Source organism: Sphingobium sp. TomMM15, from assembly GCF_055397045.1.
The window spans coordinates 1,413,825-1,435,621 of record NZ_AP027314.1 but is presented as its reverse complement, the minus strand read 5'-3'; the positions used below and the strand labels follow the sequence as shown (position 1 = coordinate 1,435,621).

Annotated in this window: 23 protein-coding genes and 1 tRNA gene; 7 read left to right on the top strand and 17 right to left on the bottom strand. The window is 63.1% G+C overall.

The genetic code is table 11. The features are described from left to right. Positions 1-68 precede the first annotated feature (68 nt). Positions 69-434, bottom strand: coding sequence for a PRC-barrel domain-containing protein (locus ACZ51H_RS07270; protein WP_464801383.1), 366 nt, complete (start codon positions 432-434; stop codon positions 69-71). An 86-nt stretch (positions 435-520) separates the two neighbouring features. On the opposite strand from ACZ51H_RS07270, the gene ACZ51H_RS07265 reads away from it, so the two are divergent. Then, complete coding sequence (locus ACZ51H_RS07265; RefSeq protein ID WP_196224163.1) at positions 521-952, top strand: OsmC family protein; 432 nt, start codon at positions 521-523, stop codon at positions 950-952. Here ACZ51H_RS07265 and ACZ51H_RS07260 read toward each other — a convergent pair. From ACZ51H_RS07260 to ACZ51H_RS07225, 8 genes are all read right to left on the bottom strand, one after another. Then, positions 944-1,882: a DMT family transporter gene (locus tag ACZ51H_RS07260; protein WP_464801382.1), complete on the bottom strand. Its 939-nt coding sequence runs from the start codon at positions 1,880-1,882 to the stop codon at positions 944-946. The two genes, ACZ51H_RS07265 and ACZ51H_RS07260, sit on opposite strands and share 9 nt — an antisense overlap. Before the next feature lie 109 nt (positions 1,883-1,991). Continuing rightward, entirely contained in the window at positions 1,992-3,521 is a 1,530-nt protein-coding gene (locus tag ACZ51H_RS07255; RefSeq protein ID WP_464771080.1) for a CpaF family protein, read from the bottom strand. Positions 3,522-3,740: 219 nt separating this feature from the next. Beyond that, a complete protein-coding gene (locus ACZ51H_RS07250) occupies positions 3,741-3,995 on the bottom strand; it encodes an ATP synthase F1 subunit epsilon (protein WP_449473518.1) in 255 nt (84 codons plus the stop codon). 157 nt (positions 3,996-4,152) lie between these two features. Next, complete coding sequence (atpD, locus tag ACZ51H_RS07245; protein WP_449473516.1) at positions 4,153-5,598, bottom strand: F0F1 ATP synthase subunit beta; 1,446 nt, start codon at positions 5,596-5,598, stop codon at positions 4,153-4,155. Between the two features lie 24 nt (positions 5,599-5,622). Further along, positions 5,623-6,507 (bottom strand): F0F1 ATP synthase subunit gamma, encoded by an 885-nt coding sequence (locus ACZ51H_RS07240; protein ID WP_464801381.1) that lies wholly within the window; start codon positions 6,505-6,507, stop codon positions 5,623-5,625. 114 nt (positions 6,508-6,621) lie between these two features. Continuing rightward, positions 6,622-8,151: a F0F1 ATP synthase subunit alpha gene (atpA, locus tag ACZ51H_RS07235; RefSeq protein ID WP_464801380.1), complete on the bottom strand. Its 1,530-nt coding sequence runs from the start codon at positions 8,149-8,151 to the stop codon at positions 6,622-6,624. Between the two features lie 2 nt (positions 8,152-8,153). After that, positions 8,154-8,708, bottom strand: a complete 555-nt coding sequence (locus tag ACZ51H_RS07230; protein WP_449473511.1) for a F0F1 ATP synthase subunit delta — start codon at positions 8,706-8,708, stop codon at positions 8,154-8,156. A gap of 201 nt (positions 8,709-8,909) precedes the next feature. After that, positions 8,910-10,457: a S1C family serine protease gene (locus ACZ51H_RS07225; RefSeq protein ID WP_464801379.1), complete on the bottom strand. Its 1,548-nt coding sequence runs from the start codon at positions 10,455-10,457 to the stop codon at positions 8,910-8,912. Between the two features lie 104 nt (positions 10,458-10,561). On the opposite strand from ACZ51H_RS07225, the gene ada reads away from it, so the two are divergent. Next, positions 10,562-11,626, top strand: a complete 1,065-nt coding sequence (ada, locus tag ACZ51H_RS07220) for a bifunctional DNA-binding transcriptional regulator/O6-methylguanine-DNA methyltransferase Ada (protein WP_464801378.1) — start codon at positions 10,562-10,564, stop codon at positions 11,624-11,626. 163 nt (positions 11,627-11,789) lie between these two features. On the opposite strand, the gene ACZ51H_RS07215 is transcribed toward ada, so the two are convergent. From ACZ51H_RS07215 to ACZ51H_RS07205, 3 genes are read right to left on the bottom strand one after another with little or no spacing between them, the layout of a single operon-like run. Next, the gene (locus ACZ51H_RS07215) at positions 11,790-11,945 is read right to left on the bottom strand and encodes a DUF1289 domain-containing protein (RefSeq protein ID WP_464801377.1); all 156 of its coding nucleotides are present in this window, start codon (positions 11,943-11,945) and stop codon (positions 11,790-11,792) included. A gap of 14 nt (positions 11,946-11,959) precedes the next feature. Continuing rightward, the gene (locus tag ACZ51H_RS07210; RefSeq protein WP_464801376.1) at positions 11,960-14,131 is read right to left on the bottom strand and encodes a primosomal protein N'; all 2,172 of its coding nucleotides are present in this window, start codon (positions 14,129-14,131) and stop codon (positions 11,960-11,962) included. A 45-nt stretch (positions 14,132-14,176) separates the two neighbouring features. Further along, positions 14,177-14,842, bottom strand: coding sequence for a DUF2490 domain-containing protein (locus ACZ51H_RS07205; RefSeq protein ID WP_464801375.1), 666 nt, complete (start codon positions 14,840-14,842; stop codon positions 14,177-14,179). Positions 14,843-14,980: 138 nt separating this feature from the next. Between ACZ51H_RS07205 and fsa the strand changes: the two genes are divergently transcribed. Together fsa and ACZ51H_RS07195 are read left to right on the top strand one after the other, a co-directional pair. Further along, complete coding sequence (gene fsa / locus ACZ51H_RS07200; RefSeq protein ID WP_464801374.1) at positions 14,981-15,634, top strand: fructose-6-phosphate aldolase; 654 nt, start codon at positions 14,981-14,983, stop codon at positions 15,632-15,634. A 168-nt stretch (positions 15,635-15,802) separates the two neighbouring features. Beyond that, positions 15,803-16,153 carry an antibiotic biosynthesis monooxygenase family protein gene (locus ACZ51H_RS07195; RefSeq protein ID WP_464801373.1) on the top strand — a complete coding sequence of 117 codons (351 nt, stop codon included), beginning with the start codon at positions 15,803-15,805 and terminating at the stop codon, positions 16,151-16,153. A 94-nt stretch (positions 16,154-16,247) separates the two neighbouring features. On the opposite strand, the gene ACZ51H_RS07190 is transcribed toward ACZ51H_RS07195, so the two are convergent. After that, positions 16,248-16,324: transfer RNA gene (locus ACZ51H_RS07190), tRNA-Arg, on the bottom strand. An 87-nt stretch (positions 16,325-16,411) separates the two neighbouring features. Between ACZ51H_RS07190 and ACZ51H_RS07185 the strand changes: the two genes are divergently transcribed. After that, positions 16,412-17,131, top strand: a complete 720-nt coding sequence (locus ACZ51H_RS07185) for a queuosine precursor transporter (RefSeq protein WP_464801372.1) — start codon at positions 16,412-16,414, stop codon at positions 17,129-17,131. Between the two features lie 40 nt (positions 17,132-17,171). Here ACZ51H_RS07185 and truA read toward each other — a convergent pair whose 3' ends face one another. Further along, positions 17,172-17,909, bottom strand: a complete 738-nt coding sequence (truA, locus tag ACZ51H_RS07180) for a tRNA pseudouridine(38-40) synthase TruA (RefSeq protein WP_464793450.1) — start codon at positions 17,907-17,909, stop codon at positions 17,172-17,174. Between the two features lie 127 nt (positions 17,910-18,036). After that, entirely contained in the window at positions 18,037-18,945 is a 909-nt protein-coding gene (gene fmt, locus ACZ51H_RS07175; protein ID WP_464801371.1) for a methionyl-tRNA formyltransferase, read from the bottom strand. Between the two features lie 53 nt (positions 18,946-18,998). On the opposite strand from fmt, the gene recR reads away from it, so the two are divergent. Further along, complete coding sequence (gene recR, locus ACZ51H_RS07170; protein WP_460986194.1) at positions 18,999-19,595, top strand: recombination mediator RecR; 597 nt, start codon at positions 18,999-19,001, stop codon at positions 19,593-19,595. 48 nt (positions 19,596-19,643) lie between these two features. Beyond that, entirely contained in the window at positions 19,644-20,174 is a 531-nt protein-coding gene (gene def, locus ACZ51H_RS07165; RefSeq protein ID WP_464801370.1) for a peptide deformylase, read from the top strand. A 211-nt stretch (positions 20,175-20,385) separates the two neighbouring features. Here the strand turns inward: def and phoB are convergent, their stop codons facing one another. Then, positions 20,386-21,087 (bottom strand): phosphate regulon transcriptional regulator PhoB, encoded by a 702-nt coding sequence (phoB, locus tag ACZ51H_RS07160; protein WP_460986193.1) that lies wholly within the window; start codon positions 21,085-21,087, stop codon positions 20,386-20,388. Positions 21,088-21,089: 2 nt separating this feature from the next. Then, on the bottom strand, positions 21,090-21,785 hold the full coding sequence (phoU, locus tag ACZ51H_RS07155) for a phosphate signaling complex protein PhoU (RefSeq protein WP_449473488.1): 696 nt from the start codon (positions 21,783-21,785) through the stop codon (positions 21,090-21,092). Between the last annotated feature and the right edge of the window lie 12 nt (positions 21,786-21,797).

Here is a 21,797-nt window from a genome sequence, read left to right as displayed (position 1 = left end):
ATTTAGGCGACTGGATTCATCTGGGGTTCAGCATTGGAAGGGCGCCGTCAGGGCAACAACTTCGCCTGTTACCAAGGATATATAAGGCCGTAATAGGAGTAGACGTTGCGGCCATAGGCCTCGTCATATTCCGGCCGCGTGTCCGCCAGATGACGAGGGGCGCTGTCCAGCACCTCCTTGCTCAGATCGACGATATAGCCGCCCTTGTCGGTGTCGTAGCTCAGCATCGACCATGGGATGGGGTAATGGTCATGGCCGATGCCGAGAAATCCGCCAAAGGACAGCACAGCGTAGCGGACCTGGCCGCTGCGCTTTTCCACCATGAAGTTGGAGATATGGCCCAACCGTTCGCCTTCGCGGTTGTAGACGGCTGTTCCTTCGACCCGGTCGGATGCGATCAGGTCGCCGGGATTTTCCACTGCCGGGTCAGTCATTGTCACCCTCCTGAACAGGAATCAGGCTATGATGATGAAACCGAGCAGGATCAGCGGGGTTCCCACTCTTCACGCAGGAGGATGACATGAAGATCAATCGCAGTGGTTCGGCGGTATGGAGCGGCGGCCTGAAAGAAGGCAAAGGCGCGATCTCCACGCAAAGTGGCGCCTTGGACGCGCATCCTTATGGCTATGCCATGCGGTTCGAAGGGGTGCCGGGGTCCAATCCGGAAGAATTGATCGCCGCCGCCCATGCGTCCTGCTTCACCATGGCGCTATCTCTCATTTTGGGGGAGGCCGGGCTGACGGCGGAGAAAATGGAAACGAACGCGGTCGTGACGCTGGAGCAGCAGGAGGGCGGCTTTGCGATAACGGCGAGCAAGCTGACGCTGAAGGCGACCATTCCCGGTGCTGACGACGCCAAATTCCAGGAGCTGGCCGCCAAAGCCAAGGAAAATTGCCCCGTGTCGAAGCTGCTGAACGCGCAGATCAGCCTGGACGCGGAATTGCTAGGCTGAAGCGAAACGGCGGGTGCGGACATGCTCCCGCCACGCAATGTAGAGGCCGCTGGCGATGATTAACGCTGCTCCTACCCATGTGGTGTGCATCGGCCATTCGCCCCAGATCAGGAGGCCTAGCAGCGTGGACCAGATGATGGTGCTGTAGTCCATCGGCAGTACCACGGAGACAGGCGCATGGCGAAGGGCGCCGGTCATGCAGAGCTGCGCAATACCGCCTGTCAGCCCGACGCCGACGAGCATGGCCCAGGTCATGGGATCGTGCGCCTTCCCGACGAACAGCATCAGGATACCCAGCGGCGGCACGGACAGGATGGTGAACCAGAATACGATGACGCCGGTCTTTTCGGTGCGGCCAAGGTCGCGCAACAGCAAGCCGATGCAGGCCGTGATGATGGCGGCGGACAACGCGATGGCAAGGCCGAACGGCGGGAAATGCGCGCCATCAGGGCGGACCATGACGATGATCCCGACAAAGCCCAGCATGATGGCAGCCCAGCGGTGGGGGCCGGTCGCTTCGCGCAAAAGGATGGCCGACAGCAGCGTGGCGAAGATGGGCATGGTGAAGCCGATCGCGGTGGCTTCGGTCAGCGGAAGAAGCAGATAGGAGCCGAAATTAAGGACCATGCCGGTAAGGCCGAGCACAGTCCGGCTGACATGCGCGCCCAGCCTGTTCGTGCGGACAGAGGCAAGGCCATCGGTCATAGCAACCCAGGTGACGATAAGCGGCAGAGCGAGCGCCTGGCGGTAGAAGATCAGCTCGACCAGGCTGACGCCCCGCGTGCCCACAAGCTTGCCCAGGGCAAACATGACCGCCATGAACAACATCGCCAGCAGACGCAGGCCGATACCCGTCAGCGCATGTTCGTCACGCGCAGATGGCGGTGGCGGAAGTTCTTCCGGGGGGCTGATGGGGGCGGGGGGTTGCACGCGGGTTGCTTTAACCGGCGGACAGGATGACGCAACCACCCCATGATAATTATCGACCCGCCTTTGAAAATGTAGCGGCGGTCGTTCCGCCGCTATCCTGATGACAAGATCAGAGGCAGGCTTCCAGGAAAGGCTGGTCGAAACCGAACTGGCGCGCCTTGTCGAGCGTGTAGGGGCGCAGGCCCATGGAGCGGTATTCGCCAACGATTTTACCGCTGTCATCCTCGTCATGATATTCGAACTTGAACAGTTCCTGCGTGACGATGACGTCGCCTTCCATGCCGATGACTTCGGTGATGTTGGTGACGCGGCGCGAACCGTCGCGCAGACGCTTTACCTGTACGATAAGGTCGACGGAGTCGGCGATCTGCTTGGAGATGGCTTCCTTCGGGATCTTGATGTCGCCCATCAGGATCATGTTTTCCATACGGCCCAGGCACTCGCGCGGGCTGTTGGAGTGGAGCGTGCACATGGAGCCGTCATGGCCCGTGTTCATCGCGGCGAGCAGGTCGAAACATTCCGCGCCACGAATTTCGCCCAGGATGATGCGGTCAGGACGCATACGCAGGGCGTTCTTGACGAGGTCGCCGATGGTGATGGCGCCTTGCCCCTCCAGGTTCGGAGGGCGGGTTTCGAGCGGGAGCCAGTGCGGCTGTTGCAGGCGGAGTTCGGCCGCGTCCTCGATCGTCAGGACGCGCTCGCCCGGGTCGATCATCTTCGACAGGGCGTTGAGCATCGTGGTCTTGCCCGAGCCGGTGCCGCCCGAAATCACGATGTTCATGCGCGATGCGCCAGCGATCTTGAGCGCGGTGGCCATCTTCGGGCTCATCGCGCCCCATTGGGCGAGCATGTCGATGGTGATCGGCTTGGCCGAAAATTTACGGATCGAGATGGCGGTGCCCCGCAGCGAGAGCGGGGGCACGATGACGTTGACGCGGCTGCCGTCGGGCAGGCGGGCGTCGGCCAGCGGCGTGGTCTGATCGACGCGGCGGCCGACCTTGTTCACGATGCGCTGGGCGATTTGGAACAGATGCTCCTCATCGCGGAACTTGATGGGCGCGATCTGGAGCTTGCCCTTCTTTTCGATATAGGTCTGTTCCGGGCCGTTGACCATGATGTCGGTGACCTCGGGGTCGGCCAGCAGCTCCTCTAGCGGGCCGAGGCCGAGCAGTTCATCGACCAGCACCTTTTCCAGCGCGAATTGTTCGCGGCGGTTGAGGGTGAGCTTGAGCTCTGCCAGCACCTCCATGATGATCGGGCGGAATTCCTCGGCCAGTTCATCCTTGCTGAGCGTCGCGGCGGCTTCGGGGTCGACGCGCTCGAGAAGGCGGGGGAGGACCTGTTCCTTGATCTTGTGGACTGACGCTTCGAAGCCTTGCGGCCCCGCATCGGCGACATGCTCGGCGTTGGCGCGATCGGACAAGCGCTGCAAGGCGTCGGCGTTGCGTTGCATCTGGCTGGTGGGCGCGGACAGCGGATCGATTGGGGTGTCGGCGGCGGGCAGGGGAGCCATGTCTAGCGGGGGGAACTGGTCTCCGCCTCGCGCTTCCTCACGCGGGGCGCCGCCCTGCATTGGCCGGGCTACACCGAATCCCGGCTTGATGCCGGCAGGTCCATTTTTCCGTCCAAACGCGCTCATAATTCTCCGCCGCGATATCGTAGGATTTCCCTGCCGGAACAGGCTGATCCGAATTGGCTGCAATGGTGAATAAGGCGGAAACTTTGACAAATGGCTAATGGCGCTGAGCAAGGTGGCTTGGTGACCTATGTGGGGGTCAGCCTGCCCCCTGATAGGAAAAGGCCGCGCTCCTGTTGGGAGGCGGCCTTTTAATTTATTGGCGGGATCGCCTTAGCTGCTTCAGCCCGCATGCTCGGCGAGGACGGTCAGGCCCTTTTCATTGACTTCAGCGAAGCCGCCCTGGACGGGGATGATTTCGGGCGCGGCGCCCGCGCTGGCGAAGATCTGGATCGCGCCGTCGCGGACGGTGGACATGAACGGCGCGTGGCCTTCCAGCACGCCGAAGTCGCCATCGGTGCCGGGGACGACGACCTGATAGACCTCTTCCGAGCGGACGAGCTTTTCGGGGGTCACGAGTTCGAAATGCAGTGCCATCTGTATCTCTCCCCCCTCCCTTTCAAGGGAGGGGCAGGGGTGGGTGCGATTGCGTTAGCAATCGCCTGCAACGCTTCGGGATAGGTCAGGAGCTCGCTGCGCTCGCGGCCCACCCCTTAATCTCCTCCCGCCTGCGGGAGGGGAAACATTTGGAAGCTTACGCCGCTTCCGCAGCCAGCTTCTTCGCCTTTTCGATGGCTTCGTCGATGCCGCCGACCATGTAGAAGGCGTTTTCGGGCAGGTGGTCATATTCGCCTTCGACCACAGCCTTGAACGACTTCACCGTGTCTTCGATCTGGACGAACTTGCCCGAGATGCCGGTGAAGACTTCGGCGACGTGGAAGGGCTGCGACAGGAACTTCTGGATCTTGCGGGCGCGGGCGACGGTGAGCTTATCTTCTTCCGACAGCTCGTCCATGCCCAGGATCGCGATGATATCCTGAAGCGACTTGTACTTCTGCAGGATCGACTGGACAGCGCGAGCCGTGTCGTAATGTTCCTGGCCCACGGTGCGGGGTTCGAGAACGCGGCTGGTCGAGTCCAGCGGATCGACCGCCGGATAGATGCCGAGTTCCGAAATGGCGCGGTTGAGAACGGTGGTGGCGTCCAAGTGCGCGAAGGAGGTTGCAGGCGCCGGGTCGGTCAAGTCGTCCGCGGGAACGTAGACGGCCTGAACCGAGGTGATGGAACCCTTGTTCGTCGAGGTGATCCGCTCCTGGAGAGCGCCCATGTCGGTCGACAGGGTCGGCTGATAGCCCACGGCCGAAGGAATACGGCCGAGCAGAGCCGACACTTCCGCGCCCGCCTGGGTGAAGCGGAAGATGTTGTCGACGAAGAACAGCACGTCCTGCCCTTCCTGGTCGCGGAAATATTCCGCGATGGTGAGGCCCGACAGGGCGACGCGTGCACGGGCGCCCGGGGGCTCGTTCATCTGGCCATAAACCAGCGCCACCTTGGAACCTTCGCTGATCGCGTTGCCATCGGCGTCCTTGGCGATAACGCCAGCGTCGAGGAATTCGTGATAAAGATCGTTGCCCTCACGAGTACGCTCGCCGACGCCCGCGAACACGGAGGTGCCGCCATGGCCCTTTGCGATGTTGTTGATCAGTTCCTGGATGAGGACGGTCTTACCGACGCCCGCGCCGCCGAACAGGCCGATCTTGCCGCCCTTTGCGTAGGGGGCGAGAAGGTCGATGACCTTGATGCCGGTGACGAGGATCGAGCTTTCCGTCGACTGATCGACGAACTCGGGAGCCTTGGCGTGGATCGGCGCGGTCAGCGTGGTCGCGACCGGGCCGCGTTCGTCGATCGGTTCGCCAACGACGTTCAGGATGCGGCCGAGCGTGGCCGGGCCGACGGGAACGCTGATCTGTGCGCCGGTGTCGGTCACTTCCTGACCACGGGTCAGACCTTCGGTCGAGTCCATCGCGATGGTGCGGACGGTGTTTTCACCCAGATGCTGGGCGACTTCCAGAACAAGGCGGTTGCCGTTGTTGCTGGTTTCCAGCGCCGAGAGAATCGCGGGGAGCGCATCGGGGAAGGTCACGTCGACGACAGCGCCGATGACCTGCGAAATGCGGCCTACATTGTTGGTGGTTGCCATGACTGCTTCCTTGCGTGCGTGATCTTAGAGGGCTTCTGCGCCCGAGATGATTTCGACCAGTTCGGTGGTGATCGCGGCCTGGCGGCTGCGGTTATACTGAATGGTCAGCTTGTTGATGAGGTCGCCTGCGTTGCGGGTCGCATTGTCCATGGCGGTCATCGATGCACCCTGTTCGGACGCGTTGTTTTCCAGCAGCGCCTTGAAAATCTGCACCGTGATGTTGCGCGGCAGCAGGTCGTCGAGGATCGCTTCTTCGCTCGGTTCATATTCGACCGTCGCGGGGATAGCGTTGCGATCCGCGTCTTCGGGGATCTTGACCGGGATGATCTGCTGCTCCGTCGGAATCTGGGCGAGGGCCGACTTGAAGCGCGAGAAGAAGAGATGCGCTACGTCGAACTTGCCGTTCAGATACATGTCGGTCAGCTCATGCGCGATAGCTTCGGCCTGAGCATAGCCCGGCTCCTTCGCGCCGGTCGTGTCGAACTGTGCGACGATCATGCCGGGGAAGGTGCGGTTGATGACCGGACGGCCCTTGCGGCCGATCAGGTAGAAGCGCACGGTCTTGCCCTGCTGGATCAGCTCGTCTGCCTTGGCGCGCGCCGCCTTGACGATGTTCGCGTTGAACGCGCCCGCAAGGCCACGGTCGGAGTTGGCGACGACCAGCAGGTGAACCTCATCCTTGCCGGTGCCAGCGAGCAGCGGCGAAGCGCCTTCGCCGGAACCGCCCGCGATCTTCGACGCGAGGCTGGCGACGACGGCTTCCAGGCGGCTGGAATAGGGGCGCGCGGCTTCGGCGGCAGCCTGCGCCTTGCGCAGCTTCGCGGCGGCGACCATCTGCTTCGCCTTGGTGATCTTCTGGGTCGATTTAACCGACCCGATGCGGATCTTCAGTTCCTTGAGGCTGGCCATATACCGTCTCGTTTAATCCTGTTCCGTCATGCCAGCGAAGGCTGGCATCTCAGGCCGTCAGGTCGGACCTATCCGGCCTGAGACCCCAGCTTTCGCTGGGGTGACGGCTAAATATTAGGCGAAGGTCTTGCCGAAGCTGTCGAGCGCGGCCTTCAGCTTGGCCTTGGCGTCGTCGCCAAGATCCTTGCTGTCACGGATGGCCGCCAGAACATCGGCATGGTCGTGCCGCAGATAGGCGAGCATCAGCTCTTCATAACGCGTCACGTCCTTGACGGCGACGCTGTCGAGATAGCCGTTGGTGCCAGCGAAGATCGACGCAGTCTGCTCTTCGAAGGGCAGGGGCGAGAACTGGGCCTGCTTCAGCAGCTCAGTGAGGCGCGCACCGCGGTTCAGCAGCTTCTGGGTCGAAGCGTCGAGGTCCGAACCGAACTGGGCGAAGGCCGCCATTTCGCGATACTGCGCCAGCTCCAGCTTGATCGAGCCGGACACCTTCTTCATCGCCTTGGTCTGCGCGGCGGAGCCGACGCGCGACACCGAGAGGCCCACGTTAATGGCCGGACGGATGCCCTGGTAGAAGAGGTTGGTTTCGAGGAAGATCTGGCCGTCGGTGATCGAGATCACGTTGGTCGGAATATAGGCCGACACGTCGCCCGCCTGCGTTTCGATGATCGGCAGCGCGGTCAGCGAACCATTGCCATTGGCGTCGTTCATCTTCGCAGCGCGTTCCAGCAGGCGGCTGTGGAGATAGAAAACGTCGCCCGGATAGGCTTCGCGGCCCGGAGGACGACGCAGCAGCAGCGACATCTGACGATAGGCGACGGCCTGCTTGGACAGATCGTCATAGACGATCACGGCGTGCATGCCGTTGTCGCGGAAGAATTCGCCCATGGTGACGCCGGTGTAGGGCGCCAGATACTGGAGCGGAGCGGGTTCCGAAGCGGTCGCGGCGACGACGATCGAATATTCCATCGCGCCATTTTCTTCGAGCTGCTTGACGATCTGCGCGACGGTCGAGCGCTTCTGGCCGATGGCGACGTAGATGCAGTAAAGCTTCTTGCCTTCGTCGTCGCCCGCGTTGATGCCCTTCTGGTTGATGAAGGTATCGATCGCGACGGCGGTCTTGCCGGTCTGACGGTCGCCGATGATGAGTTCGCGCTGGCCACGGCCGACGGGGACGAGGGCGTCGATCGCCTTCAGGCCGGTCTGCACGGGCTCGTGCACCGACTTGCGGGGGATGATGCCCGGCGCCTTGACTTCAACGCGCTTGCGCTCGGTATACTGGATCGGGCCCTTGCCATCGATGGGGTTGCCGAGGCCGTCGACCACGCGACCCAGCAGACCCTTGCCGACCGGAACGTCGACGATGGTGCCGGTACGCTTGACGGTGTCGCCTTCCTTGATTTCGGCGTCCGAGCCGAAGATCACGACGCCAACATTGTCGGCTTCGAGGTTGAGCGCCATGCCCTGCACGCCATTGGCGAACTCGACCATTTCGCCCGCCTGGACGTTGTCGAGGCCATGGACGCGGGCGATGCCGTCACCCACGGTCAGCACGGAACCGACTTCGCTCACCTGCGCTTCGGTGCCGAAATTGGCGATCTGGTCCTTGATGACCTTCGAAATTTCTGCGGCGTTGATATCCATGTTCAGCCTTTCATCGCCTGGGCGAGACTATTCAAACGGGTGCGGATGGAGGAATCGATCATCTGGCTGCCGATCTTGACGACCAGCCCGCCCAGGATCGCGGGATCGACCTTGGCTTCGAGCGCGACGTCGCGGCCGACGCGGGTGCGGAGGTTTTGCGCAAGCGCGGTGATCTGGTTCGAATCGAGCGGATGCGCGCTGGTCACTTCCGCGCGGACTTCGCCCTTGTGATTCGACAGCAGCGTTTCATAGGCGCGGATGACGGCGGGCAGCTGCGACAGGCGGCGGTTCGCGGCGAGGACGCCCAGGAACTTCGTCGTCAGCGCGTCGATGCCGATGGATGCTGCCACCGCCGCAATGGTCTTTCCAGACGCTTCGCGGCTCAGCACCGGATTGTTGATGAGGCTTTTGAAATCAGCCGATTCGGCGATCGCCGCCTTGATCGCACCGAGGCTGGCCGCCACGGTGTCGAGGGCGTTGCCGTCGCGGGCCAGATCGAACAGCGCAAGCGCGTAGCGTCCGCTGAGGCTAGCCTGAATGCCGCCGGTAGTCTCCACGCGCTTACCGTCCTCCAATTTCTGTCACTGGCACTTGATTTGCCGGTCATGCGAAAAGAGGGGCGCGGTCTTATCCGTCCCGATCCCCTGTTGCCCGGCCGGTTAGCAGCGGCTTTATGACTATGCAAGTCATGGAACGCGATTCCGTCGCAAGGATGGAATGGAGACGATTAGACGGCGCTTTCCGCCGCGCGATTTTGATCAGTTTGCGGGGTCGGGGGGAGCGAGGCGGCCCTTGCGGCAATGATAGACCAGGCGTTCGTTGGGCTGCGCGGGCAGCAGGGAGGCAAGATCGCTTCGCAGGGCGGCGATCCGGGCGAGCAGATCGGGATCGGTTCCACACGCCTTGATCGGGCCGTCCTTCAGCAAGGCGCGAGCCTTGTCCATCGCATCGCCATCCGGCAGCCAGCGCTGGACGCGTAAGGTGCCCGTTGCCGGGTCGAAGCGGCTGACGGTGATGAAGTTGCCCGAATCCGGGACGGCGGCGCGTTCCCATTCATTGCCTGCGCTGACATATTGGCTGTTGCCGTTGACGCAGCCGGTGCCGGTCCAGTTGAAGGAGATGTCGTTGGCCTCCGACACGGTGAGGCGACTGCGGTTGAGGTCGATCGCGCAGACATTGTCGCCTTCCCACGCATAGGCATGGTTGCCCGCCACCCTGCCGTCGTCGGGCAGTTTCACGCGCTCATCCACGCTGGAGAAGCTCGGCCGCAGCAGGAACAGCGCGACGGCGCCCAACAGCAAGATGCCGCCGCCCGCGAGCGACCATGTCGCGCGGCGTTCGCGGCCCTGGCTGTAGAAGAGGCCGCCCGCGCCGAGGCCAAGCACTGCCAGCGCCAGAAGCACGGCCGCGCCCGCCATCGCATTTTCGCGGCCGGAGATGACTTCGCGTTCCGCCGCGTCGCGCGCCTTGCCAAGCGCGGCTTCGCGCGCGTCGGCGCGGGCGCGCTCCGACTGCTCGCTTTGCTGCGCTGCGCGCTGGGTGAGCGCGGCGTCTGCGGCGTCGGCTTCGGCCATGGAGCGGCAGGGAACGACGGTACGCAGGGAGGAAACGCCTGCCTGCCGGAGGAAAGAGGCTACCTCGCGCCAGGACACGGCGAAACCGAACTCGGCATCATTGCCGTCCGAGATGGACCCGAAGCTGTTGACGCCCAGCACCCGGCCGCAATCATCGACGAGCGGCCCGCCGCTGTTCCCGGCTGCGAGAGGGGCGGTGTGGAGGATGGTGTCGAAGCTGTGGCTTGACCGGCCCGACGACACGTTGCCGCTGGTCTTTACCGTGCCGAGCGGTTCTACCATTTCCTTGAGGCCAAGGCCCTGCGCCCGATCGACCGTGCCGGGATAGCCGATCGCGGTCACATGCTGCCCATCGCTGACGGCGCCCGCGTAGAAGGTGCTGACGGGCAGGTGGCCTTCCTCAAGCTGGATGAGCGCGAGGTCGTTGCCTGGGGAATAGGCGATGACGCGGCCGCCGTAGCTTTTGCGGCCTTCGGAAGGGACGACGCCGATGACGAGGTTCTTTTCTTCGCGGGTCAGTTCGACGACATGGGCATTGGTCAGCACCTTATCCGGCGCGACGGCAAAGCCGCTGCCATGGCCGACGAAATAGGCCTCACTGCCGTCCGTCGCCACGATGGCGATGCGGACAACGCCGCGCGCGGCGGCGGCGATGTCCTGCTGTTCGGCGCGCGCTGTCGCGGGCAAGGCGAGGGCGAGCAAAAGGCATAGGGGGCGGAAGAATTCGACCATGATGCGGCGCATTCATATGGTAAAGTCTGGCTGAGGCAATCGGGAAATGCTTTGAGCGCAAGTGGCGGGAAGGCTGGCCCGATCGCGCCTGTTATCCCATATGCATGAACCAGATGACCGAAGTTTCCGCCTCGACTCCGCTACCGATGGATGACGATGCCTGCTGGAACGCGTTCCAGCGGCGCGATCGGGACGTGGATGGGCAGTTTGTGGGCGCGGTGCTGACGACCGGCATTTATTGCAAGCCAAGCTGCGCGGCGCGGCATCCCCGGCGGGAGAATATGATCTTCTTGCCCGATCCTGCTTCGGCGAGGGCGGCGGGCTTTCGCGCCTGTCTGCGTTGTCGGCCGGATGAGGTCGGGCGGGATCGGTTGGCGGTTGACGCAGCCAAGGCTTTCATTGCCGGGTGCGAGGCAGTGCCCTCATTGGACGAGGTCGCAGCGCATGCGGGCTATGCACCGCATCATTTCCATCGGCTGTTCAAGCGGGATACGGGCCTGACGCCTGCTGCTTATGCGCGGTCGCTGAGGGCTGAGCGGCTGAAGACGGCTTTGGAGGGAGGAGGGAGCGTGACCAGCGCGATCTATGACGCGGGCTATAATGCGCCGAGCCGGGCCTATGCCGATGCGGATCGGCATTTGGGCATGACGCCGAGTGCGTGGAAGGATGGCGGGCGCGGCGTTGCGATCCGATACGTTGTGGTGGGGTCGAGTCTTGGGCCTGTGCTGGTGGCGGCGACGGCCAAGGGGCTCTGCCGGATCAGCTTTGATGAGGATGAGGGTGATCTGCGGCGGCGCTTTCCCAAGGCGGAAATCGTGCCGGGAGATGCGGCGCTGGAAGCGTTGGCGGGGCAGGTGGTGCGGTTGATCGAGAATCCGGCTGAGCCTTTGGATTTGCCGATGGATGTGAATGGCACGGCTTTCCAGCAGGCGGTCTGGGCGGCGTTGAGGGCGATTCCGGCGGGAGAGACGCGGAGCTATGGCGAGATCGCGGCGGCGATTGGGCGGCCGGGGGCAGTGCGGGCTGCGGGGACGGCTTGTGGGGATAATGGGTTGGCTGTGATTATTCCCTGCCACCGGGTGTTGCGGAGTGATGGTAGCCTTGGTGGCTATGCCTATGGGTTGGAGCGGAAAAAGGCTTTGTTGGAGCGGGAACGTGGGGGAGAGTGAAGATACTCCCCTCCCGCGAGCGTTCAAACGAGGCACGTGACTCCTTTGAAGGGCCGGCCGTGGGCCTTGCAACATCGGCGGTGTTCTTCAATGGCGAACCTTGAAGCTCGCTTTGCTCGCGCCCACCCCTAACCCCTCCCGCTTGCGGGAGGGGAATGTGTTCTTAGCTTCTTGACCTTTTCAGCCGTTCCATGATCGCGCGGCGCTCCGCTTCGCTCATGCCGCGCCAGCGGGCGATTTCCTGAACCGTCCGGCCGCAGCCGGTGCAGATGCGGTCTGCCTTGTCCAGCTTGCAGATGTTAACGCAGGGGCTTTCCATGGGCGTTCAGGCCATCACATGAAGCTGTAGGGATCGACATCCACCGCGACCCGCGTCCCTGATTTCCAGTTGATATTGTCCAGCCATTCGCGGATTGCCGCCTGCACGTCGATCTGGCGGCTGGCATGGATCAGCAGGCGATGGCGGTGGCGGCCGCGCAGGACGGAGAGTGGCGCGGGGGCGGGGCCATAGACGCGCATGCCGTCGATCAGCGGGGCGGACTTGCCGATCAGGCGGGCGACCTGCGCGGCTTCATCGGCATCCTCACTGGAGACGATGATCGCGGCGAAGCGGCCGAAGGGCGGGGCGTTGGCGCGGCGGCGATTCTCTGTCTCCACCTCATAGAAGCGTTCAGAATCGCCTGCGATGAGGGCCTTGATGACTTCTGATTCGGGCATGCGGGTCTGGATGAAGACTCGGCCCGGTTTCTGCCCCCGGCCTGCCCGGCCCGCTACCTGGACGATCTGCTGGAAGGTGCGTTCGGATGCGCGCAAGTCGCCGCCTTCAAGGCCGAGGTCGGCGTCGATCACCCCCACCAGCGTCAGGTTGGGGAAGTGATAGCCCTTCGTCACCAGCTGGGTGCCGATGATGATGTCGACCGCGCCTGCCTCGACCGACTTCACGAACTCGGCGGCCTTGGCGGGGGACCAGAGCGTGTCGGAGGTGACGATGGCGGTGCGTGCCTGTGGCCAGAGCGTCTTCACTTCATCCGCGATGCGTTCCACGCCGGGACCGCAGGCGACGAGACTGTCCTCTTCCTTGCACTCCGGGCAAAAGCGCGGCGAGGGGATGACATGGCCGCAATGGTGGCAGGCGAGGCGCTTGGTCAGCCGATGTTCGACCATCCATGCGGTGCAATTGGGGCATTGGAAGCGATAGCCGCAATGGCGGCACAGGGTGAGCGGCGCATAGCCCCGGCGGTTGAGGAAGAGCAGGCTTTGTTCGCCCTTCTCCATCGTCTCATCAATCGCGCGGATGAGGGGCGGCGCGATCCAGCGTCCGCGTTCTGGTGGATCGGTGAGGAGGTTGATGCCCTCTATGCCAGGCATTTCCGCGCCGCCGAAACGAGAGGGCAGCTTGATTTCGCGATAGCGGCCAAGTTCGACCTGATGCCGCGTTTCGATGGCCGGTGTGGCCGATGCGAGGATGACAGGGAATTTTTCCATGAGGCCGCGCATCACCGCCACGTCGCGGGCGTGGTAGTGGACGCCGTCTTCCTGCTTGAAACTTGCCTCATGCGCTTCATCGACGACGATGAGGCCGAGATTGGGATAGGGGAGGAAGAGGGCCGAGCGGGCGCCGACGACGACCGCTGCTTCACCTGAGGCGATGGCACGCCAGGCGCGGCGACGTTCGGATTGGCGCAGGCCGCTGTGCCAGCTGATGGGGACGGTGCCGAAGCGCTTTTCGAAGCGTTCGAGGAAGGGTTCGGTCAACGCGATCTCGGGCAGGAGGACCAGCACTTGCCGTCCTTCGCGGATGGCTGCGGCGATGGCTTCGAAATAGACTTCGGTCTTGCCGGAGCCAGTGACGCCGTCGAGCAGGAAAGGGGCGAAGTCGCGCTGGCGCACCGCGTCCACGAACTCGGCGGCGGCGTTGGCTTGGCCGTCGGATAGTTGGGGCGGGGCATGGTCGGGGTCGGGCCGGGGGAAGGGCGTGTCGATGCTCACTTCCACCGCTTCGAAGGCGCCTGCCTTTACCAGACCACGGATGACGGCGTCGCTGACACCGCCGATCAGCGCCAGTTCGCGGATCAGCCCTTGCCGATCGCCTATGCGCTCCATGGCCTGGGCGCGCTGTTCGGTCATGCGGTCCGGCAGGTCGCCGGTGGCGCGATATTCGATGATGGTGCGCGCGCCTTCCAGCGCCGACATGGATGCCAGCGTCATGCGCAGGACCGAGGCGATGGGGGCGAGATAATAGTCCGCCGTCCATTCGATCAGGCGGCGGAGGGTTTCGGGGATCGGCGGCGCGTCCACGGGTCCCACGATGTTGCGCAGGCGGTTGTCGCCAACGCTTTCGACTTCGGGGAAGCTGTCCTCATCCCACACCACGCCGATGATTTGCCGTGGGCCGAGTGGCGCTACGATGATGCTGCCCGGCTGCGCGTTCATGCCATGGGGCACGCGATAGTCGAGCGGCCCAAGGGCGGCGTTCAGCAGGATGACACGGGCGCGCGAACTCATCCGCCTCTCCCTATCGCTTCAAGGGCGCGAGGCAAGGTGGCGCGTTCAGATTTTCCAGCTGAGCGTCAGCCAGGGAATATGGGCGACCGCGTCGGGCCGGTCGTCGCGGAAGGTCTGCTGGCGCATATAGAGTGCCTGGATATCGATGGACTTGCTGAGCGCGTGGCGCAGCCCGGCTTGCTGGCGCATGACGGCAAGGCCGGTCTTGTCGCTCGGCTTGGCCCGGTTCAGGTGGAAGAAGAGCTCGCCTGCTGCGACCAGCGTCCATTTTTTCGCGGCGTCCAGTGGAATGGAGGCCTGCACTCGCTGCCGTAGCCGCCAGCTTGCTTCGTCAGTCGTGTCGAAGAAGCGCTGCTCCAGCCGGGTGCGGCTTTGCCAGATGCCGTGGGTGAGGGTCAACTGCTGGAACGTGCGCAATTCCTGTTCAGGACCGGAATGGAAGAAGGCCAAGCCGCCGCCGATCTGGACATCTTTAGCAAGCGCATGATCTAGCGCGATGCGGGCGAGTTGCTGTTCGCCGCCCGATTCATCGCGACGGAAGCGGTGGCCGATGTCGATCAGGACGATGTTGTGAGGGCTGGCCTTCATCGTTGCCGATGCGCCGAGCCATAGCTGCGTTTCCTCTTCGGCCGCCTGCGCAGCGGGGCTGAAGGCGAGTAAAATGAGCGCGAGCGCTGCCAGAGCGCTGCGGCCGGGCGTGGGAACGGGCATGCGGAATCCTTGGAACGGTGTAGCGCTCATAATGTTACGGACCTGTTTCCGTAAAGCCCGCCGCTGGCAATAATGGCTAAACCGGCGATCAGCCGCTAAAGGGGAGCCGATTCGCACATCCCGCCCCGGAGCAGACCCATGAAGTTCTTCGTCGATACCGCCGACACCAACGAAATCCGCGACCTTGCCGCGACTGGCCTGCTGGACGGCGTGACGACCAATCCGTCGCTGATCCACAAATCAGGCCGCAAGTTCATGGAAGTGGTCGAGGAAATCTGCGGCATCGTCGATGGCCCCGTTTCCGCCGAAGTCGTCGCACTCGACCATGAGACGATGATGAAGGAAGCCGCCGTGCTGCGGAAGATCGCGGACAATGTCTGCATCAAGGTGCCGCTGACCATCGACGGCCTCAAGACCTGCAAGGCGCTGACCAGTGATGGCGTAATGGTGAACGTCACGCTGTGCTTCTCGGCCAATCAGGCGCTGCTGGCGGCCAAGGCGGGCGCGAGCTTCATCTCGCCTTTCGTTGGGCGGCATGACGATAACGGCTTTGATGGCATGCAGCTGATCGAGGATATCCGCCTGATCTACGACAATTATGCGTTCGACACCGAGATTCTGGTGGCGAGCGTTCGGCATCCTGTCCATGTGCTGGAAAGCGCGAAGATCGGCGCCGACGTGATGACCGCGCCGCCTTCGGTGATCAAGGCCCTGTTCAACCATGTGCTGACCGACAAGGGGATTGCGGGCTTCTTGGCGGACTGGGAGAAGACCGGGCAGTCGGTTCTCTGATCCAGTAAGGGATAACCTCCGTTCGCTTCGAGCGAAGTCGAGAAGCCTAGCATAGAGTGTCTCGACTTCGCTCGACACGAACGGGATGTGGCAGAAGCTCGGTCCTAATGGGAGGGTGCTCGCAACCTCTTCCCCGCTGCATCATTCTCTCCACAAAGGAGAGATGCGATGTTCGTCGCGGTCTATTGGTGGCGGGTGCATCCGGGAAAAGAAGATCAGTTCCGCGCGGCGTGGCGGCGCGGGACTGACCTGATCCGCGAAAAATATGGCAGCTTCGGTTCACGGCTCCACCGGGATGCCGATGGGCGCTTTGTCGGCTATGCGGAGTGGCCGGATGAACAGACATGGCGGGCGGCTTTCGACCAGAAGATGGTCTATGATGAGCCGGAAACGCGTGCCGCCTTTGTCGATGCGATTGCGGAAGTGCCGCCTGATGCGGATCCAATCTTCACCATGACGGTGACCGACGACCTGCTGATGCGGGCGCGGCCACAAGACAGTCCGCTCGATGGCGAATAGGAACGGCTTGGATTTTGGCTGGGGATTTCTGGCGGCGGCGATCCTGATCGCCGGGTTATTGATGCTGCTGTTCGGCTGGCGCTTGTAGGGAAGATGGCGACCCCGACAGGATTCGAACCTGTGACCATTCGCTTAGAAGGCGAATGCTCTATCCAGCTGAGCTACGGGGCCGCATCGGCGCTTCGATAGCGGGGCTTGTGCCCGCGCGCAATCATGCCTGCCATTGCATTTGCTTGGGCAGCCGATATGCAAGGGCGCATGACCGATTTGGGGGTTCGGAAAATCGATGCACAGGCGCTCTCTGGGCGGCCGATGCGCTATTTCGATTTCTTCATCGCGGCGTTCGTCGCCATATTGCTGCTGTCGAACCTGATCGGGGCGGCGAAGCTGTCGACGGTTGGCGGCTTCACATTTGGCGCAGGCATTCTTTTCTTTCCGCTTGGCTATGTGCTGGGGGACGTGCTGACCGAGGTCTATGGTTACGCCCGTGCCCGCCGATGCGTTTGGGCTGGCTTCGGCGCGATGCTGTTCATGGCGCTGATGAGCTGGGTGGTGGTGAAGCTGCCTCCGGCGGAAGGCTGGCCGGACCAAAAGGCCTATGAGGCGGTGTTCGGCAATACATGGCGCATCGTCTTTGCTTCGCTAGCTGCGTTTTGGGCGGGGGAGTTTGCCAACAGTTTCGTGCTGGCCAAGATGAAGCTGCTGACGCAGGGCAAGCATCTGTGGATGCGGACGATCGGGTCGACGATCGTGGGGCAGGGAGTGGACAGCCTGCTTTTCTATCCGCTGGCCTTTGTTGGCGTGTGGAGCAATGCGCAGGTGCTGACGGTGATGGCCACCAACTGGATATTGAAGGTGACGTGGGAAGCGGTGCTGACGCCCTTGACCTATCTGGTGGTGAACAGCCTGAAGCGCGCCGAGGGGCTGGACGTCTATGATGAGGGGACGGACTTTACGCCGTTCCGGACGCGGATTTAGGGGGCCTTAGATCCCAGCTTTCGCTGGGATGACGAGGGGTTCAGTAGCGCGCTTGCACGAAATACAGGCCGTCTGGCGGAGCGTTTAGGCCGAGCGCGGCTCTGTCCTTCGCGTCTCGGGCAGCGCGCATGTTGGCTATCGACCAGCGACCCATGCCGACCAACGCCAGGCAACCGACCATCGAGCGCACCTGATGGTGGAGGAAGGAACGCGCCTCGGCATGGATGGCGATGCGGTCGCCTTCGCGTTCCACGTCGAGGCGGTCGAGGGATTTTAGCGGGCTTTCCGCCTGGCAATGGGCCGATCGGAAGGTGGTGAAGTCGTGACGGCCGACGAGCAATTGTGCGGCTTCCTGCATGGCGTCGGTGTCGAGCGGCTGGATAACGCGCCAGACCAGACCGCTTTCGAATGTGAGCGGCGCGCGGCGATTGGCGATGCGGTAAACATAGGCGCGGCCGATGCAGGAGAAGCGGGCGTGCCAGTCATCGGGCACGGTTTCGCAGGCGAGAATGGCGACGGGGTCGGGACGCAAGAGCGCGTTCATCGCTTCCATCAGGCGGAAGGGCGCGATCGGCTTCTCAATGTCTGCATGGGCGCGCATGGCAAGGCCGTGGACCCCGGCGTCGGTTCGGCCCGCTGCGTGAATCACGGCGCGCTCGCCGGTGATGGCGTGGATGGCGTATTCCAGCGCCTGCTGGACGCTGGGACCGTGCGCCTGCCGTTGCCAGCCCATGAACGGGCGGCCGTCAAATTCTACGGTGAAGGCGAAGCGGGTCATTGGGGGCTATATCAGCGAAAATATTGACGCCGTCATCCCAGGGAAAACTGGGATGTTGGACCATGTGGCATGCCGTCCCCTGAGATCCCAGCTTTCGCTGGGATGACGGTTGTGGGGTGAAGTGGGATTAGGCATCGACGCGCGACCCGGCGGGCATGTCGTAGCCGCGCAGGAGTTCGCCCGGAGACATCGCACCCTTGCCGGCGCGCTGGATCAGGGTCGGACGGATCGCGCCGTGGCCGCAGCCGATGAGCAGGCTGTTGTCGAGCAGTTCGCCTGGCGGGCCTTCATGCTCCTCGACATGGGCGGCGAGGATGCGGAAGCGTTCGCCGCGATATTCCAGGAATGCGCCGGGGAAGGGGTTGAAGGCGCGTATCTGCCGTTCGACCTGATGCGCGTCGCGGGTGAAGTCGAGACGGGCTTCGCATTTGTCGATCTTGGCGGCGTAGGTGACGCCCTCTTCTGGCTGGGGCACAGCCGGGTGTGCAGGGAGGTCGTCCAAGACCTCGATCATCAATTCAGCCCCTGCCTGCGCCAGCTCGGCGGTGAGCGCGCCTGCGGTCTTGTCCTCGATCGGGGTCACATGCTTGGCGCGCATCGGGCCGGTGTCGAGGCCCGCTTCCATATCCATGATCGTGACGCCGGTGACATTGTCGCCCGAGAGGATAGCGCGTTGGATCGGCGCTGCGCCGCGCCAGCGGGGAAGCAGGGAGGCGTGGATGTTGAGGCAGCCGGAACGGGGGGCGTCCAGCACAGCGCGCGGCAGGATCAGTCCATAGGCGGCAACCACTGCGACATCGGCGTTCAATGCGGCAAAGGCGGATTGCACCTCCGCGTCCTTGAGCGAAATCGGCGTGCGAACCTCGATGCCCATCTGCTCCGCCTGAGCCTGAACGGGGGAGGGGCGTAGCGCCTTCCCACGCCCGGCGGGGCGGGGCGGTTGGCTATACACCGCCACGATCTCATGCCCGGCCTTGGCCAGCGCCACGAGGGCGGGGACGGCGAAATCCGGAGTTCCCATATAGATGATGCGCATAGTCGCCTCTCAACTCTTTTGACCCCGGACTTGCAAGCCCCTATCTCGGTTCCATGGCTTCTCTCGAGATTGATGCGCTGACGCAGGCGCTGTCCCGTCTGCCGGGCCTTGGCCCGCGTTCGGCGCGGCGTGCTGTGTTGCACCTGCTGAAGAAGCGGGAAAGCGCGCTGGAACCGCTGCTGCGTGCGCTTGATGCGGTGAATGATCGGCTGGTTACGTGCGGTTTATGCGGGAATGTCGATACGGTGGATCCCTGCGGCATCTGTGCCGACCCGCGCCGCGACGCTCGCGCGCTGTGCGTGGTGGAGGATGTGGCGGACCTGTGGGCGCTCGACAAGTCGAGGCTTTTTCCGGGGCGTTTCCATGTATTAGGTGGGCGATTGTCGGCGCTGGAAGGGGTGCGGCCGGAAGACCTTTCCATCGATGCGCTGGTGACGCGAGTCGAAGCGGGCGGCATTGATGAAGTGGTGCTGGCGATGAACGCGACGCTGGAGGGGCAGACCACCGCGCATTATCTGGCGGAACGGCTGGAGCGCTTTCCGGTGCGGCTGACGCAGTTGGCCCATGGCGTGCCTGTGGGCGGTGAACTCGACTATCTGGATGAGGGCACATTGGCGCAGGCTTTGCGGGCGCGGCGGCCTCTTGGGTGAATTTGGCGGTCGCTTGAAAAAGCCCGTCATTGCGGCTATTTTAACCACATGGCCATTCTTCCAATCCTTGAGGCGCCTGACCCGCGCCTGCGTAACATTTCGTCTCCGGTGGAGGCGATCGATGACGATCTGCAACGCCTGATCGATGATATGTTCGAGACCATGTACGACGCTCCGGGCATAGGCCTTGCGGCGATCCAGGTGGGCGTGCCGAAGCGCGTGCTGGTGATGGATTTGCAGGAGCCCGAATCAGACGAGGAAGGGGCACCGGCGGTGAAAAAGCCGATGGTGTTCATCAATCCCGAGATTTTGGAGGGTTCGGCGGACCTGTCCGTCTATAATGAGGGCTGCCTGTCGGTGCCAGACCAATATGCCGAGGTGGAGCGGCCCGCGACGATCCGGGCGAGCTGGATGGATCGCGAAGGGCGTATTCATGAGGAGCAGCTTGAGGGCTTGCTGGCCACTTGCTTACAGCACGAGATGGATCATTTGCAGGGCGTGCTGTTTATCGATCATCTCTCGCGGTTGAAGCGGGACATGTTGATGAAGAAGCTGGTGAAGGCGCGCAAGGCGGCTTGAGACGCCTGTAAGAGGTCAGGGAAGCGCTCTGGCTTGAAAGACTGGGGCGCTTTTGCTTTGAGTTGGTTGATTGGGATGGAAATTCCTCCTGCGCGAAGCGTGGGGAGGGGGACCGTTTGCGCAGCAAATGGTGGAGGAGAAGCTGCGGAGGTCGTGCCATTTCCCCTCCACCAGCTTCGCTGGTCCCCCTCCCCATGTGCCATGGGGAGGATTAACCCACCCCATCCGTGTCGAGCGCGTAACCCGCTGAACGCACGGTGCGGATGATGTCGCGATATTGGCCGTCGGCATTGATTGCCTTGCGCAGGCGGCGGATGTGGACATCGACGGTGCGCAGTTCGATGTCGCTGTCCTGGCCCCACACGCTGTCCAGCAACCGCTCGCGCGAGAAGACCCAGCCGGGATGCTCCAGGAAATGCTTGAGCAGGCGGAATTCTGTGGGGCCGAGGGGGATCACCTGGCCGCCGCGACGGACCTTGTGACCGACGGTGTCCATTTCCACGTCTGCAAAAGTGAGCGTCTCGCCAGCGAGGGCCGGGCGCACGCGGCGGAGGACTGCGCCGACGCGGGCCACCAGTTCGCGGGGTGAGAAGGGCTTGGTGACATAATCGTCGGCGCCGGTTTCCAGGCCGCGAACCCGATCTTCCTCCTCACCGCGCGCTGTCAGCATGATGATCGGCACATTGGCCGTGCCGTTCATGCGGCGGAGGCGGCGGCAGACTTCGATGCCGGACAGGCTTTCCACCATCCAGTCGAGCAGGACGATGTCGGGCACATTTTCCTGCGCCAGCAATAAGGCCTCCTCACCATCGACGGTATGGGCGACCTCGAAATCCTCGCGCTTGAAATGCCAGATGAGAAGTTCTGCGAGGGCCGCGTCATCTTCAACCAGAAGCATCTTGGCTCTCGCCATATTCAGTCCTCCAAGGGCTGGGTGCCGCCGCGTTCGCGTTCCGGGGCCATCTGGCCGGTCGCGGCGTAATAGACCATCTCCGCGACGTTCGTGGCGTGGTCGCCGATCCGCTCGATATTCTTCGCGATGAAGAGCAGATGCGCGCACTCGCTGATGGTCTTGGGATTTTCGACCATGTAGGTAACGAGGCTGCGGAAGACGCTGTTGTAGAAATCGTCCACCACCGTGTCGCGCTCGATCACCGCCGTGGCGAGATCAGCGTCTCGGGCCGCGAAGGCGTTGAGCGCGTCATGCACCATCTCGGCCGCTACCTGACCCATGGAGGGCAGTAGCGAGACGGGCTCCAGCGTGCGCTGGTTGGTGGCGATCAGGGGAACGCGTTTGGCGATATTCTTCGCATAGTCGCCGATCCGTTCGACAACCCCGACGATCTTCAGCGCGGCAATGACATCGCGCAGGTCGTTGGCCATGGGCGCGCGCAGGGCGATGACCTGGATCACCAGCTTTTCAACTTCCGCCTCGATAGCGTCGATGCGCTTGTCGTCGGTGACCACCTGCGCGGCGAGCGTCTTGTCCTGCCGCTGGAGCGCAACCATTGCATTCTCGATGGCGGCTTCGGCACGACCGCCCATTTCGGCGATAAGGCCGCGCAGCTTGTCGATTTCCTCGTCGAACGCCTTGATCGTATGTTCAGCCATATGTCGTCTCTC